This is a genomic window from Pantoea sp. M_10, assembly GCF_008631515.1.
Taxonomy (GTDB): domain Bacteria; phylum Pseudomonadota; class Gammaproteobacteria; order Enterobacterales; family Enterobacteriaceae; genus Pantoea; species Pantoea anthophila.
On record NZ_VWUL01000007.1, the window covers coordinates 223,296 to 238,160 of the forward strand.

General features: G+C 56.2%; 18 protein-coding genes. 16 read left to right on the forward strand and 2 right to left on the reverse strand.

Going from position 1 to position 14,865, the window contains the following annotated elements; translation table 11 throughout:
* The first annotated feature begins 8 nt into the window (after positions 1-8).
* From tauB to tauD, 3 genes are read left to right on the forward strand one after another with little or no spacing between them, the layout of a single operon-like run.
* The gene (tauB, locus tag F3I47_RS18440; RefSeq protein ID WP_009087632.1) at positions 9-776 is read left to right on the forward strand and encodes a taurine ABC transporter ATP-binding subunit; all 768 of its coding nucleotides are present in this window, start codon (positions 9-11) and stop codon (positions 774-776) included.
* Positions 773-1,600, forward strand: coding sequence for a taurine ABC transporter permease TauC (gene tauC / locus F3I47_RS18445; protein WP_150030070.1), 828 nt, complete (start codon positions 773-775; stop codon positions 1,598-1,600). The genes tauB and tauC overlap by 4 nt, the downstream gene beginning before the upstream one ends.
* Positions 1,597-2,436, forward strand: a complete 840-nt coding sequence (tauD, locus tag F3I47_RS18450) for a taurine dioxygenase (RefSeq protein ID WP_150030069.1) — start codon at positions 1,597-1,599, stop codon at positions 2,434-2,436. The genes tauC and tauD overlap by 4 nt, the downstream gene beginning before the upstream one ends.
* Before the next feature lie 42 nt (positions 2,437-2,478).
* On the opposite strand, the gene F3I47_RS18455 is transcribed toward tauD, so the two are convergent.
* Complete coding sequence (locus tag F3I47_RS18455; RefSeq protein ID WP_009087627.1) at positions 2,479-4,383, reverse strand: ABC transporter ATP-binding protein; 1,905 nt, start codon at positions 4,381-4,383, stop codon at positions 2,479-2,481.
* A 112-nt stretch (positions 4,384-4,495) separates the two neighbouring features.
* On the opposite strand from F3I47_RS18455, the gene kefG reads away from it, so the two are divergent.
* The 4 genes from kefG (at position 4,496) to slyD (ending at position 7,829) form a co-directional block, all read left to right on the forward strand.
* Positions 4,496-5,047, forward strand: a complete 552-nt coding sequence (gene kefG, locus F3I47_RS18460) for a glutathione-regulated potassium-efflux system ancillary protein KefG (protein ID WP_009087624.1) — start codon at positions 4,496-4,498, stop codon at positions 5,045-5,047.
* Complete coding sequence (gene kefB / locus F3I47_RS18465; protein ID WP_150030068.1) at positions 5,048-6,853, forward strand: glutathione-regulated potassium-efflux system protein KefB; 1,806 nt, start codon at positions 5,048-5,050, stop codon at positions 6,851-6,853.
* A 23-nt stretch (positions 6,854-6,876) separates the two neighbouring features.
* Complete coding sequence (locus tag F3I47_RS18470) at positions 6,877-7,071, forward strand: YheV family putative zinc ribbon protein (protein WP_046100701.1); 195 nt, start codon at positions 6,877-6,879, stop codon at positions 7,069-7,071.
* A 197-nt stretch (positions 7,072-7,268) separates the two neighbouring features.
* Positions 7,269-7,829 carry a peptidylprolyl isomerase gene (slyD, locus tag F3I47_RS18475; RefSeq protein WP_009087618.1) on the forward strand — a complete coding sequence of 187 codons (561 nt, stop codon included), beginning with the start codon at positions 7,269-7,271 and terminating at the stop codon, positions 7,827-7,829.
* 92 nt (positions 7,830-7,921) lie between these two features.
* On the opposite strand, the gene F3I47_RS18480 is transcribed toward slyD, so the two are convergent.
* A complete protein-coding gene (locus F3I47_RS18480; protein WP_009087615.1) occupies positions 7,922-8,140 on the reverse strand; it encodes a SlyX family protein in 219 nt (72 codons plus the stop codon).
* 269 nt (positions 8,141-8,409) lie between these two features.
* Here F3I47_RS18480 and fkpA point away from each other — a divergent pair, with 269 nt between their 5' ends.
* From fkpA to F3I47_RS18525, 9 genes are all read left to right on the forward strand, one after another.
* Positions 8,410-9,231 (forward strand): FKBP-type peptidyl-prolyl cis-trans isomerase, encoded by an 822-nt coding sequence (fkpA, locus tag F3I47_RS18485; protein WP_150030067.1) that lies wholly within the window; start codon positions 8,410-8,412, stop codon positions 9,229-9,231.
* A 166-nt stretch (positions 9,232-9,397) separates the two neighbouring features.
* Positions 9,398-10,120 (forward strand): transcriptional regulator, encoded by a 723-nt coding sequence (locus tag F3I47_RS18490; protein WP_009087612.1) that lies wholly within the window; start codon positions 9,398-9,400, stop codon positions 10,118-10,120.
* Positions 10,120-10,506 carry a sulfurtransferase complex subunit TusD gene (gene tusD, locus F3I47_RS18495; protein ID WP_009087610.1) on the forward strand — a complete coding sequence of 129 codons (387 nt, stop codon included), beginning with the start codon at positions 10,120-10,122 and terminating at the stop codon, positions 10,504-10,506. Before F3I47_RS18490 ends, tusD begins: the two co-directional genes overlap by 1 nt.
* Positions 10,506-10,865: a sulfurtransferase complex subunit TusC gene (tusC, locus tag F3I47_RS18500; RefSeq protein WP_009087608.1), complete on the forward strand. Its 360-nt coding sequence runs from the start codon at positions 10,506-10,508 to the stop codon at positions 10,863-10,865. Before tusD ends, tusC begins: the two co-directional genes overlap by 1 nt.
* Positions 10,866-10,874: 9 nt before the next feature.
* Positions 10,875-11,162, forward strand: coding sequence for a sulfurtransferase complex subunit TusB (gene tusB / locus F3I47_RS18505; RefSeq protein ID WP_150030066.1), 288 nt, complete (start codon positions 10,875-10,877; stop codon positions 11,160-11,162).
* A gap of 124 nt (positions 11,163-11,286) precedes the next feature.
* The gene (gene rpsL / locus F3I47_RS18510; RefSeq protein WP_003852912.1) at positions 11,287-11,661 is read left to right on the forward strand and encodes a 30S ribosomal protein S12; all 375 of its coding nucleotides are present in this window, start codon (positions 11,287-11,289) and stop codon (positions 11,659-11,661) included.
* A gap of 96 nt (positions 11,662-11,757) precedes the next feature.
* Entirely contained in the window at positions 11,758-12,228 is a 471-nt protein-coding gene (rpsG, locus tag F3I47_RS18515) for a 30S ribosomal protein S7 (protein ID WP_009087603.1), read from the forward strand.
* A 93-nt stretch (positions 12,229-12,321) separates the two neighbouring features.
* Positions 12,322-14,436 carry an elongation factor G gene (gene fusA, locus F3I47_RS18520; RefSeq protein ID WP_009087601.1) on the forward strand — a complete coding sequence of 705 codons (2,115 nt, stop codon included), beginning with the start codon at positions 12,322-12,324 and terminating at the stop codon, positions 14,434-14,436.
* A gap of 68 nt (positions 14,437-14,504) precedes the next feature.
* Positions 14,505-14,865, forward strand: a 361-nt coding sequence (locus F3I47_RS18525) for a GTP-binding protein (protein ID WP_170933494.1), incomplete at its 3' end; no start/stop codon positions are given.

The window sequence follows — 14,865 nt, forward strand, 5'->3', positions numbered from 1 at the left end:
GAGGCACTATGCTGCGCATCGCTCACCTTAATGCACGGTATGCCGGGCAGCCGGTGTTGCAGGATATCAACCTGCAACTGGACAGCCAGGAACTGCTGGTGGTACTGGGCCCCTCCGGCTGCGGCAAAACCACGCTGCTGAATCTGGTCGCCGGATTCCTGCCGGTTGAGTCGGGCTCCATTACGCTGGATAACCAGCCGGTGACCGGACCTGGCGCGGAGCGCGGCGTGGTGTTTCAGAATGAGGGGCTGCTGCCGTGGCGCAACGTCCTGGATAATGTTGCGTTTGGTCTGCAGCTGGCCGGAATGCCCCGCCAGCCGCGTGAGGCGGTGGCGCGCCGTCTGATCAGACAGGTGGGGCTGGAAGGGGCGGAGAAGCGCGCCATCTGGCAGCTCTCTGGCGGTCAGCGTCAGCGGGTGGGCATCGCACGCGCGCTGGCGACCGATCCGCAACTGCTGCTGCTGGATGAACCCTTCGGTGCGCTGGATGCGTTTACCCGCGAACAGATGCAGACCCTGCTGCTGACACTGTGGCGTGACAGCGGTAAACAGATCCTGCTGATTACGCACGACATTGAAGAGGCGATTTTCCTCGCCAGCGAACTGATTCTGCTCTCACCCGGACCGGGCCGCATTGTCGAGCGCCTGCGCCCCGATTTTGGCCGGCGCTTTGCCGCGGGCGAGTCGTGCCGCAGCATCAAATCCGATCCGCAGTTTATCGCCCAGCGCGAGTATGTGCTGAGCCGGGTGTTTGATCAGCGGGAGGCATTTGCATGAGCGCGCTTATCAACGACAAATCTCTGCCGGTGCGCCGTCGGCTGCGCTGGCCTTTCTCAACTGCCCTGACGCTGAGCCTGCTGAGCCTCTCTCTGCTGTTACTGCTCTGGTGGGGCGTGACCGCGCTGGGCCTGATCGCGCCGCTGTTTCTGCCACCGCCGCAGCAGGTGTTCAGCAAGCTGCTGCTGATTGCCAGCGCACAGGGGTTTATGGATGCCACGCTCTGGCAGCATCTGGCCGCCAGCCTGACGCGCATGCTGATTGCGCTGACCGCTGCTGCCGCCATCGGTATTCCGACCGGCATTCTCATGGGCCTCAGCCCGGTTGCGCGTGGACTGCTCGATCCGCTGATTGAGCTTTATCGCCCGATTCCGCCTCTCGCCTATCTGCCCCTGATGGTGATCTGGTTCGGCATCGGCGAAACCTCAAAAATTCTGCTGATCTATCTGGCCATCTTCGCACCGGTGACGCTCTCCACCCTGGCCGGGGTACGAAACACACAGCCGGTGCGGCTGCGGGCGGCCCGCTCGCTGGGGGCTAACCGCTGGCAGCTGCTGCGCTGGGTGATTCTGCCGGGTGCGCTGCCGGAGATCCTGACCGGACTGCGCATCGGTCTGGGCGTGGGCTGGTCGACGCTGGTGGCGGCTGAACTGATTGCCGCCACGCGAGGACTGGGGTTTATGGTGCAGTCGGCCGGAGAGTTTCTTGCCACCGACGTGGTGCTGGCAGGTATCGCGGTGATTGCCGTTATCGCTTTTAGCTTAGAACTCGGGCTCCGCGCATTGCAGCGCCGTCTGACGCCCTGGAGTGGAGAACAATCATGAGTGAACGTCTTAGTTTTACCCCGCTTGGCCCCTATATTGGCGCACAGGTTTCTGATTTGGATGTCTCGCGCCCCCTGAGCGATGCGCAGTTTGAGCAGCTCTATCACGGCCTGTTGCGGCATCAGGTGCTGTTTCTGCGCGATCAGCAGATTACGCCGGAGCAGCATCGCGCGCTGGCGGTGCGCTTCGGTGACCTGCATATCCATCCGGTCTATCCGCATGCGGAAGGCGTGGAGGAGATTATCGTGCTGGATACCCACCAGGATAACCCGCCGGATAATGATAACTGGCACACCGACGTCACCTTTATCGACACGCCGCCTGCGATTGCGCTGCTGGCTTCTAAGGTGCTACCGGCGGCGGGCGGCGATACACTCTGGACCAGCGGGATAGCGGCTTACGATGCGCTCTCTGAACCCTTCAAGCAACTGCTGACGGGCCTGAGTGCGGAACACGATTTTAAAAAGTCCTTCCAGGAGTATAAGTACCGCAAAACCCCGGAGGAGCATCAGCGCTGGCAGCAGGCGGTCGATAAACATCCGCCGGTGCAGCATCCGGTGATCCGCACTCATCCGGTCAGCGGCAAAAAAGCCCTGTTTGTGAATGAGGGGTTCACGACGCGGATCGTGGAGTTAAGTGAGAAGGAGAGTGAGGCGGTATTGCGCTTTCTGTTCGCTCACGCCACCAAACCGGAGTTCCAGGTGCGCTGGCGCTGGCAGCCCAACGATCTGGCTATCTGGGATAATCGGGTCACACAGCACTATGCCAATGCCGACTACTATCCGGCGCGCCGGATTATGCAGCGGGCCACCGTCCTGGGCGACAGACCCCGTTAAGCGCACAGCCTTCTCCCTGCGGGCAGGGAGAAGGCCAGCCCGTCAGGACGCCATCATCTGTTCGAGCTGCTCCTGCGCCTCCAGCCACGCCATCTCCACCTCTTCCAGCGCCGATTTACTCTCTGCCTGACGCTGCAGCGCGGTGGTCAGATCCGCTTTGCGGCCAGGATCATAAATGGCACTGTCTGAAAGCTGAGCTTCGGCATCGGCCAGTTGGCTCTGCCATTTGCTCATCTGCTTTTCCAGCTTTTCGATCTCTTTACGCAGCGGCTGAGTCTGCGCACGCAGTTCGGCATCGCGGCGCTTCTGATCTTTTCGCGCCTGGGCACTGTTGCCGTTGTCCTGCTTTGGCGCGGCCTCCTGTTGCGCCTGCTGCTTCTGCAGATCGCTCAGCCACTGCTGATAATCTTCGAGGTCGCCGGCAAAGACATCCACTTTGCCGTCGTGCACCAGATAGAGATCGTCCGTGGTGGCGCGCAGCAGATGGCGATCGTGCGACACCACCACCAGCGCGCCTTCGAAGTCGATCAGCGCTTCCGTCAGCGCCTGGCGCATATCCAGATCAAGGTGGTTAGTCGGTTCATCCAGCAGCAGCAGGTTAGGGCGCTGCCAGACAATCAGTGCCAGCACCAGGCGCGCTTTCTCACCGCCGGAGAAGCGTTCGGTGATTTCCGTGACTTTATCGCCGCGGAAGTCAAAGCCGCCCAGATAGTCGCGCAGCTGCTGCTCCAGCACGTTCGGCGCAATGCGCGCCAGATGCTGCAGCGGGGACTCGTCGGCCCGCAGGTACTCGAGCTGATGCTGGGCGAAGTAACCGAGCTTGATCCCTTTCGCCAGGCCAATCCTGCCCTCCATCGCCTCCAGCTCGCCCGCCAGGAGCTTAATCAGGGTCGATTTACCCGCCCCGTTGCGGCCCAGCAGACCAATGCGCGAACCCGGCACCAGGTTGAGCTTGATGGCGTCGAGAATAATGCGATCGCCATACCCCGCCGTGACCTTCTCCATCTTCAGAATCGGGTTGGGCAGGTTTTCCGGCTTACGGAAGGTGAAGCTGAATGGGTTATCGACATGGGCAGGCGCAATCATCTCCATGCGCTCCAGCATTTTGATGCGGCTCTGCGCCTGTTTCGCCTTGGAGGCTTTGGCACGGAAGCGGTCAATGTAGCTGTGCAGATGCGCCACCTTCTCCTGCTGACTCTCATACAGCGACTGCTGCTGAGCCAGTTTGGCGACGCGCTGCCGCTCAAAGGAGGTGTAGTTGCCGGTATATTCGAACATCGACGCCTGTTCGATATGAATGATTTTGTCGACCACCGGATCGAGAAAGTCACGGTCATGCGAGATCAGGATCAGGGTACCTTCGTAACTCTTCAGCCAGCGCTCCAGCCAGATCACCGCATCAAGATCGAGGTGGTTGGTCGGTTCATCCAGCAACAGCAGATCGGAGCGGCAGATCAGCGCCTGAGCCAGATTGAGGCGCATCCGCCAGCCACCGGAGAAGTCGCTGACCGGGCGCTGCAGCTGCTCCTGACTGAAGCCCAGACCATGCAGCAGGCTGGCGGCGCGCGCATGGATACTCCACGCCTGCACCGCATCAAGCTTGCCGTGCAGCAGGGCGATCGCATTGCCGTCGTCCCGCCGGTTGGCCTCCGCCAGTTCAGCCTCAAGCTGGCGATAGTCGCGGTCGCCATCAATCACATACTCCAGCGCGGCTTTGTCCAGCGCGGGGGTTTCCTGGTTAACCCAGGCCAGCGCCCAGTGAGCAGGAAAGGTGACGGTGCCGGCATCGCTGGTGATCTCACCTTTTAACAGCGACAGCAGCGTGGATTTTCCACAGCCGTTTTTACCCACCAGCCCGACCTTCTGACCGGGATTAATGGTGGCGGTGGCATTGTCGAGCAGGACGCGGATGCCGCGGCGAATTTGTAAGGCAGAGAAGACAATCATGTAAGCGCCGTATCGTCAGAATATGTTAATTTACTGGCAACATAATGAGATTTTGCTGCGTCGTGCATGGTAGCCGAAAACCGCACCAATGACGACGCTTTGGAGGGAAAGGATGTCGCAGCCACCCCGCGTGTTACTGCTTTTTGCTCATCCGGAATTACAGGATTCCGTCGCTAACCGGATTTTGTTGCAGTCGGCGCAGGCGCTGGAACACGTCACCGTACACGATCTGTACGCCACCTATCCGGATTTTTTTATCGATATTCATCATGAACAGCAGCTGCTGCGCGAACATGATGTCATCATTTTTCAGCATCCGCTCTATACCTATAGCTGTCCGGCCCTGCTGAAAGAGTGGCTGGACCGGGTGCTGTCGCGCGGTTTTGCCAGTGGCGTGGATGGCAATGCGCTGGAAGGAAAATACTGGCGCAGCGTTGTGACGACCGGGGAGCCGGAGAGCGCCTTTAAACAGCAGGGGCTGAACCGCTATTCACTCAATGACATCATGCGGCCCTTTGAGCTGACCGCGCAGATGTGCCGCATGCACTGGATGCCGCCGATGATCGTCTACTGGGCGCGTCGGCAGAGTCCTGAACTGATGAAAAATTATGCCCGCGCCTATGGCGAGTGGCTCGCAGCTCCGCTGCCGAATGGAGGGATATAGATGGAAGGGCAAACGCTGCTGACCGCCGGGGTGATTTATCTGGTCGCGGCGGTATTAATTGTACCGGTGGCGGCTCGCCTCGGGATTGGTGCTGTACTGGGCTATCTGGTGGCGGGGATCGTTATCGGCCCGTGGGGATTAGGTTTTATCAGCGACGTCGATGAGATTCTCCATTTCTCGGAACTGGGCGTGGTTTTCCTGATGTTTATTATTGGCCTGGAGCTGAACCCGGCAAAGCTGTGGGCGCTGCGCCGCTCCATTTTTGGTGTCGGCGCGGCGCAGGTCATCTTCTCTGCGGCGATTCTGGGCGGCCTGCTGTGGCTGACCGACTTTAGCTGGCAGGCGGCGGTCATCGGCGGCATCGGTCTGGCGATGTCCTCAACCGCGATGGCGTTGCAGCTGATGATGGATAAAGGCATGAACCGCAGCGAAGCGGGGCAGCTGGGCTTTTCGGTGCTGCTGTTTCAGGATATCGCGGTGATCCCGGCCCTAGCGCTGATTCCGCTGCTGGCGGGCACCGACAGTGGCCATATTGACTGGATGAAAGTCGGCATGAAGGTGCTGGCTTTCGCAGGTATGCTGGTGGGGGGGCGCTATCTGCTGCGGCCTATCTTCCGCTATATCGCCGCATCAGGTGTCCGTGAGGTCTTTACCGCCGCCTCGCTGCTGCTGGTGCTGGGCTCCGCGCTGTTTATGGATGCGCTGGGTCTGTCGATGGCGCTAGGCACCTTTATCGCGGGGATCCTGCTGGCAGAGAGTGAATATCAGCATGAGCTGGAGGTGGCGATTGACCCTTTCAAAGGGTTGCTGCTGGGCCTGTTCTTTATTTCCGTTGGCATGGCGCTCAACCTCGGTGTGCTCTATACCCATATTGTGACCATCCTGCTCGGCGTGGTGACGCTGGTGGCGGTGAAAACGCTGGTGCTCTATCTGCTGGCGCGTATTTATGGCTTACGCAGTTCCGAGCGGCAGCAGTTTGCCGGCGTGCTGAGTCAGGGGGGCGAGTTCGCCTTTGTGCTCTTCTCCGCGGCCTCTTCGGCGAAGCTCTTCTCCGGCGATCAGCTGCCGATGCTGCTGGTGACCGTCACCCTGTCGATGATGACCACGCCTCTGCTGATGCAGGGCATTGATCGTCTGCTGGCGCATCGCTTCAATGAGCCCGATGAAGAAGCAGAGAAGCACTTTGTTGAAGACGATCAGCCACAGGTGATTGTGGTGGGCTTTGGTCGCTTCGGCCAGGTGGTCGGCCGCTTGCTGATGGCGAACAACAAACGCATCACCGTGCTGGAGCGCGACATCAGTGCGGTAAGCCTGATGCGCAAATATGGCTACAAGGTTTATTACGGCGACGCCACCGAGCTGGAGTTATTGCGCGCGGCGGGCGCAGCCAGCGCGCAGGCGATTGTGATCACCTGTAATGAACCGGAAGATGTGATGACCATCGTGCACTTATGTCAGCAGCACTTCCCGCAGCTGCAGATTCAGGCGCGCGCCCGGGGCCGTGTCGAGGCACACGAACTGCTGCAGGCTGGCGTGACGCAGTTCTCACGTGAAACCTTCTCCAGTGCGCTGGAGCTGGGACGCAAGACGCTGATGTCTCTGGGGATGCATCCGCATCAGGCGCATCGCGCCCAGCAGCATTTCCGCCGGCTCGATATGCGGATGCTGCGTGAACTGATGCCCAGCCTCTCTGAAAGTGCGCAGGCGTCGCGCGTGCGTGAAGCGCGGCGGGAACTGGAAGATATCTTCCAGCGCGAAATGCAGCGCGAAAAGCGGCAGATCGATGGCTGGGACGATGATCAATAACCTTTTAAAACAGGCTGAAGCTCATGCGTAAACGTTTTATTGCTGGTGCGACATGCCCGCACTGTCAGGAGAAGGACACGCTGGCGATGTGGCGTGAAAATAGTGTCGATGTCGTGGAGTGCGTGAAGTGTGGACATCAGATGCGCGAGGCGGATAAACAGGCGCGCGATCAGGTTCGCACTAACGAGCAGGTTATCGGGATTTTCCATCCCGAGTAGCGAAGTGACGCAGCTTTTTTTACGCTTAAACTTACAGCGGGATTGAATTCCGTTACAATTGACGCCATTAACGCTGTGGTCGCAAGAGAAAGTGAAACCCCTCTTGCACTCAGCCCCGAACCTTTCTGGTTGGTGTTATTGCACGCAAGAATAGACCAATGAGACGGGATCTTAGTTCTCAACGGTTAGGAGATATCATGAAAGTAGCAAAAGACCTGGTGGTAAGCCTGGCCTATCAGGTACGTACAGAAGACGGCGTGTTAGTTGACGAGTCACCGGTGAGCGCACCGTTAGACTATCTGCACGGTCATGGTTCCCTGATTTCTGGTCTGGAAAATGCGTTGGAAAACCACGTTGCCGGCGACAAATTTGACGTGCATATCCCGGCAAACGATGCTTACGGTCAGTATGACGATAACCTGGTGCAGCGTGTTCCTAAAGATGTCTTCATGGGCGTCGACGAACTGCAGGTTGGTATGCGCTTCCTGGCAGAAACCGATCAGGGTCCGGTTCCGGTTGAAATCACCGAAGTGGAAGATGATCACGTCGTGGTTGATGGTAACCACATGCTGGCGGGTCAGAACCTGAACTTCAACGTTGAAGTGGTTGCGATTCGTGAAGCGACGCCGGAAGAACTGGCTCACGGCCATGTTCACGGTGCAGACGGTCATCATCATGACCACGATCACGGCCATGATCACGACCACGATCACGGTAAAGGCGGTTGTGGCACCGGCGGTTGCGGCTGCAGCCACTAAGTCTGACAATCGGTTAAGGCCACCTTCGGGTGGCCTTTCTTTTGGCAGCTATCCGGCGCTGGCCCGGACGGACAGGGGCCGACAGCGCGCGATCAGTAGTGTGGCGGCGGCGTCTCTTCAGACTGTGAGGCCACCAGTGAGGTTGCGTTCGCTTTGAGCTTGTCGGTTAAGAGGCGTATCTGCTCACGCATTTTACTCATCTCCAGCTCGTGCTGAACAACGGCGCTGTTCAGCTGCTCAATGGTCATCTCCTGAAAGGCCAGTTTGCTCTCTAACGTCTCCAGACGCTGTTCCCACTCAGACTGTTGCATGACCTGTTCCTCTGTTAAGGTGCGACTCAGGGCGTGATTCTACGACCTGAACGCCAGGAATCACCTGTTTTTTTCATGCCCGAAGGCGTTGCGCTTGAAAAAAGGTGGCGCGGCATCATCTCTGATGAAACTTCCCGCTGTTATAAAGGTCGGAGGTTAACCGGGTAATTACATTGTGGGAGTGTTCGACACTGCCACGTAAAGTTATAGTGTGGACCCTGAAGTCCGCAATGTTTCCCGAGGTTAGACGCTTCGGTTTTGGAGAATGGATGAAATCACTGTTTAAAGTCACATTGTTAGCTACCACCATGGCTGTTGCGCTGAATGCTCCGCTGGCTATGGCGGCTGAAACCGCTGCGGCTCCTCAGGCTGCGCCTCAGGCACCGAAAAATGCGGCTTTCAAAGATGAAGACCAGCAGTCAGCTTATGCACTGGGTGCTTCACTGGGTCGCTACATGGACAACTCCCTGAAGGAGCAGGAAAAACTGGGCATCAAACTGGATAAGCAGCAGCTGATCGCGGGCGTCCAGGATGCATTCGGTGGCAAGAGCAAACTCTCTGATGAAGAGATTGAGCAGACACTGCAGGCGTTCGAAGGTCGCGTGAAAGGCGCTGCCTCTGCGAAAATGGAAAAAGATGCGAAAGAGAATGCTGAAAAGGGCACGGCTTACGCGACCAAATTCGCCAAAGAGAGCGGTGTGAAGAAAACGGAAACCGGCCTGCTCTATAAAGTTGAGAAAGAGGGCAGCGGCGACGCACCAAAAGATAGCGACACCGTGGTGGTTAACTACAAAGGTACCCTGATTGATGGTACTGAGTTTGACAACTCTTACACCCGTGGCGAGCCCCTCTCTTTCCGTCTGGATGGCGTCATCCCGGGCTGGACCGAAGGCCTGAAGCACGTGAAGAAAGGGGGCAAGATCAAGCTGGTCATCCCACCACAGCTGGCTTACGGTAAAAATGGCGTTCCGGGTATTCCGGCTAACTCCACGCTGGTGTTTGATGTTGAGCTGCTTGATATCAAACCGGCCCCAAAAGCCGATGAAAAAGCACAGGCGCCTGCGCCTGCAGCCGCAGAAAAAGCGCAGTAATCTGCTGACCGCCGCCTCCGGGCGGCGGTTTCATTTCGCCTTCACGACAAACCTCTGGCATAAGCCGACGACATTTGCCAGACTAATGCCTGCCTAATTATCCCAACATTGAGTCTGCCCATAAGCCGCTGTGACAGGCTCCAGCCATTCAGGGTGATACTCTTCAATGTCTAATCCATTCAATCCGGGTGAACTGAGCGACTTCGATCTTCTGGAGCAGCGCCCGTTCGAACAAACTGATTACGATATTCTGAAATCGTACGAGGCTGTCGTGGATGGCCTGGCGATGTTGATCGGTTCGCATTGTGAAATCGTCCTGCATTCACTGGAAGATCTTAAGTGTTCAGCCGTTCGCATCGCCAATGGAGAGCACACGGGCCGTAAGGTCGGTTCGCCTATCACCGATCTGGCCCTGCGGATGCTGCATGATATGCATGGCGCGGACAGTAATGTTTCCCGTGCCTACTTCACGCGCGCCAAAAGCGGCGTGCTGATGAAGTCCGTGACCATCGCGATTCGTAACCGTCAGCAGCGGGTTATCGGCCTGCTCTGTATCAACATGAATCTTGATGTGCCGTTCTCGCAGATTATGTCGACCTTTATGCCGCCCGAGATGCAGCAGGTTGACTCCAGCGTTAACTTCGCCAGTTCGGTCGATGACCTGGTTATGCAGACCCTGGAGTTTACGATTGAAGAGGTCAGCGCTGACCGCAATGTCTCTAATAACGCCAAGAACCGTCAGATTGTGCTCAACCTGTATGAAAAGGGGATCTTCGACATTAAGGATGCCATCAACCAGGTCGCTGACCGGCTGAACATCTCAAAGCACACCGTCTATCTCTACATCCGCCAGTTTAAAAATGGCGATTTTCAGGGACAGGATCGCTGATGCGTTACACCCTGCTGGTGACCGGCCCGGCCTACGGCACGCAACAGGCAACCAGTGCCTGGCTGTTTGCCCGGGCACTGCTGGCGGCGGGTCATCAGCTTGAAAGCGTTTTCTTCTATCGTGAAGGGGTGCTCAATGCTAACCAGCTGACGGCACCAGCCAGCGACGAGTTTGATCTGGTGCGGGCATGGCAGGCATTGCATCAGGAGCAGGGAGTCGAACTGAATATTTGTGTGGCGGCCGCACTGCGGCGTGGAATCAGCGACCCGCAGGAGGCCGCTCGTCTGCACCTGGCGGCCAGTAACCTGCAGCCGGGATTTACCCTGAGCGGGCTGGGTGCGCTGGCAGAAGCGGCGCTGAGCTGTGAACGCATGGTGCAGTTCTGATGAATAGGGTTGCCTTTGTCTTTACCCGTGCGCCCCATGGCAGCAGCGCAGGGCGTGAGGGGCTGGATGCCGCACTGGCAACGGGCGCACTCAGCGACGATATCGGCCTGTTCTTTATCGGCGATGGAGTGCTGCAGCTTAATCTGCATCAGCAACCTGAACGCATAAAAAGCCGTCACTATGCCGCGACGTTTGGCGTGCTGGCACTCTATGACATTGAGCAGTGCTATCTCTGCCGGACATCACTGATTGCGCGCGGACTGGACGCTGACGCCGGGCGGCTGCTGGACGTGACGCTACTGGACGCGCCGGAACTGCGCCAGCAGCTGGCCAGCTTCGATCGCATTCTGACTTTTTAAGAGGCGCAAATGCTGCATACTCTGATGCACTCTCCGTCGCACAGCGACCTCGACACGCTGTTATTAATGGCGGAAGCCGGTGATGATCTGCTGCTGCTACAGGATGGTGTGCTGGCTGCCGTGGCTGGCAGTCGGGCATGGGTTCAGCTGTCAGCCTGCAAAGCGACGCTGTGGGTTCTGGACGAAGATGTCCAGGCGCGCGGGCTGACTGGACAAATTTCGACCACTGTGCGGTCCGTAGACTATAATGGCTTTGTCACGCTAACGATCAGGCATCCGCAACAAATGGTCTGGTAATCGGCTAAAACCTGGTTATTTCTTGACACCCTTTTGACGCAGCCCTAAAATTCTGCCTCCTCGTAATTCTACGAGGCGATTTATTACGTGTTTACGAAGCAAAAGCAAATCCAGGAGCTATTTAATGGCAACAGTTAACCAGCTGGTTCGCAAACCACGCGTCCGCAAAGTTGCAAAGAGCAACGTGCCGGCGCTGGAAGCTTGCCCGCAAAAACGTGGCGTTTGTACTCGTGTGTACACCACCACTCCTAAAAAACCTAACTCCGCACTGCGTAAAGTTTGCCGTGTGCGTCTGACCAACGGTTTTGAAGTGACTTCCTACATCGGTGGTGAAGGTCACAACCTGCAGGAGCACTCCGTGATCCTGATCCGTGGCGGTCGTGTAAAAGACCTGCCAGGTGTGCGTTACCACACCGTTCGTGGCGCGCTGGACTGCTCAGGTGTTAAAGACCGTAAGCAGGCTCGCTCCAAGTACGGCGTGAAGAAGCCAAAGGCTTAATGGTTCTCCGTTAAGTAAGGCCAAACGTTTTAAATTAAATGTCAAAATAAACTCATAGAGTTTTGGACAATCCTGAATTAACAACGGAGTATTTCCATGCCACGTCGTCGCGTCATTGGTCAGCGTAAAATTCTGCCAGATCCTAAGTTCGGATCAGAGCTGCTGGCCAAATTTGTAAATATCCTGATGGTAGATGGTAAAAAATCTACTGCAGAATCTATCGTTTATACCGCGCTTGAGACCCTGGCTCAGCGTTCAGGTAAAAACTCCCTGGAAGCCTTTGAAGTAGCACTGGAAAACGTGCGCCCGACTGTCGAAGTTAAGTCACGTCGCGTTGGTGGTTCTACCTATCAGGTACCAGTTGAAGTCCGTCCGGTTCGTCGTAATGCCCTGGCAATGCGCTGGATCGTAGATGCTGCTCGTAAACGTGGTGATAAATCAATGGCTCTTCGCCTGGCGAACGAACTTTCTGATGCTGCAGAGAACAAAGGTACTGCAGTTAAGAAACGTGAAGACGTTCACCGCATGGCAGAAGCCAACAAGGCGTTCGCACACTACCGCTGGTAACAGTCGCGTAGTTATTGTTAAACCAGCGGGCGCCCAAACGGCCAACCCGCTGGGGTTGACTAATTTTGAACGTCCGAAAAACCGAGGAATAAAATGGCTCGTAAAACACCCATTGCTCGCTACCGTAACATCGGTATCAGTGCGCACATCGACGCCGGTAAAACTACCACTACCGAACGTGTTCTGTTCTACACCGGTGTAAACCACAAAATCGGTGAAGTACACGACGGCGCAGCAACCATGGACTGGATGGAGCAGGAACAGGAACGTGGTATTACTATCACCTCCGCTGCGACCACCTGTTACTGGTCTGGTATGGCTAAGCAGTTCGAACCACACCACATCAATATCATCGACACCCCAGGACACGTTGACTTCACCATCGAAGTAGAACGTTCTATGCGTGTTCTTGATGGCGCGGTAATGGTTTACTGTGCAGTTGGTGGCGTTCAGCCACAGTCTGAGACCGTATGGCGTCAGGCTAACAAATACAAAGTTCCACGCATTGCGTTCGTTAACAAAATGGACCGCATGGGTGCAAACTTCCTGAAAGTTGTTAACCAGATGGAAGTTCGTCTGGGTGCAACTCCAGTTCCTCTGCAGCTGGCTATCGGCGCAGAAGAGAAATTCACCGGTGTTGTTGACCTGGTGAAAATGAAAGCAATCAACTGGAACGACGAAGACCAGGGTGTAACCTTTGTTTACGAAGATATCCCGGCTGATATGCAGGAACTGGCTGAAGAATGGCGCGGCAAGCTGATCGAAGCAGCAGCAGAAGCCTCTGAAGAGCTGATGGAGAAATTCTTCAGCGGTGAAGAGCTGAGCGAAGAAGAGATCAAAACTGCTCTGCGTAAGCGCGTTCTGAACAACGAAATCATCCTGGTAACCTGTGGTTCTGCATTTAAGAACAAAGGTGTTCAGGCGATGCTGGATGCCGTTGTTGAATATCTGCCAGCACCGACTGACGTTACCGCGATCAACGGTATGCTGGACGACGGTAAAGACACGCCGGCTGTTCGTCACTCAGACGACAACGAGCCGTTTGCTGCACTGGCGTTCAAAATCGCTACCGACCCGTTTGTAGGTAACCTGACCTTCTTCCGCGTTTACTCTGGTGTTGTTAACACTGGTGACACCGTGTTCAACCCGGTTAAGTCAAACCGTGAGCGTCTGGGTCGTATCGTTCAGATGCACGCTAACAAGCGTGAAGAAATCAAAGAAGTCCGTGCGGGTGATATCGCCGCTGCGATCGGCCTGAAAGATGTGACCACTGGTGATACCCTGTGTGACCCGGATAACGTCATCATCCTTGAGCGCATGGAGTTCCCTGAGCCAGTAATCTCAATCGCTGTTGAGCCGAAAACCAAAGCTGACCAGGAAAAAATGGGTCTGGCTCTGGGCCGTCTGGCGAAAGAAGACCCATCATTCCGCGTATGGACTGATGAAGAATCTAACCAGACCATCATCGCCGGTATGGGTGAGCTGCACCTCGACATCATCGTTGACCGTATGAAGCGTGAATTCAACGTGGAAGCAAACGTGGGTAAACCACAGGTTGCTTACCGTGAAGCGATCCGCACTAAAGTTACCGACGTTGAAGGTAAACACGCCAAGCAGTCTGGTGGTCGTGGTCAGTACGGTCATGTTGTTATCGACATGTACCCACTGGAGCCAGGTTCGAACCCGAAAGGCTACGAATTTGTCAACGACATCAAAGGTGGTGTGATTCCTGGTGAATACATCCCTGCGGTTGATAAAGGTATCCAGGAGCAGCTGAAATCAGGCCCACTGGCTGGTTATCCGGTTGTGGATCTGGGCGTGCGTCTGCACTTCGGTTCTTACCATGATGTCGACTCCTCTGAGCTGGCGTTTAAACTGGCCGCGTCTATCGCCTTCAAACAAGGCTTTAAACAAGCGCAGCCGGTTCTGCTTGAGCCTATCATGAAGGTTGAAGTAGAGACTCCGGAAGAGAACACGGGTGATGTCATCGGTGACCTTAGCCGTCGTCGTGGTATGCTTAAAGGGCAGGAATCTAACGCTACTGGCGTTCAGATTCACGCTGAAGTTCCGCTGTCTGAAATGTTCGGATACGCAACTCAGCTGCGTTCTCTGACCAAAGGTCGTGCTTCTTACTCCATGGAGTTCCTGAAGTATGACGATGCGCCGAACAACGTAGCGCAGGCCGTTATTGAAGCTCGTAGCAAATAAGCTACGGTTTAAATTTGAACTGATGCCTTCACCCACGTGGTGAAGGCACAACGTAAGGAATTATCGCCATGGCGAAAGAGCAATTTCAGCGTAACAAACTGCACGTAAACGTGGGCACCATCGGTCACGTCGACCACGGTAAAACCACCCTGACCGCAGCTATCACCACCGTACTGTCTAAGACTTACGGCGGCCAGGCGCGTGCATTCGATCAGATCGATAACGCACCAGAAGAGAAAGCACGTGGTATCACCATCAACACTTCACACGTTGAGTATGAAACCCCGACTCGTCACTATGCACACGTTGACTGCCCAGGCCACGCCGACTATGTGAAAAACATGATCACCGGTGCTGCGCAGATGGACGGCGCGATCCTGGTTGTTGCTGCGACTGATGGCCCGATGCCACAGACCCGTGAGCACATCC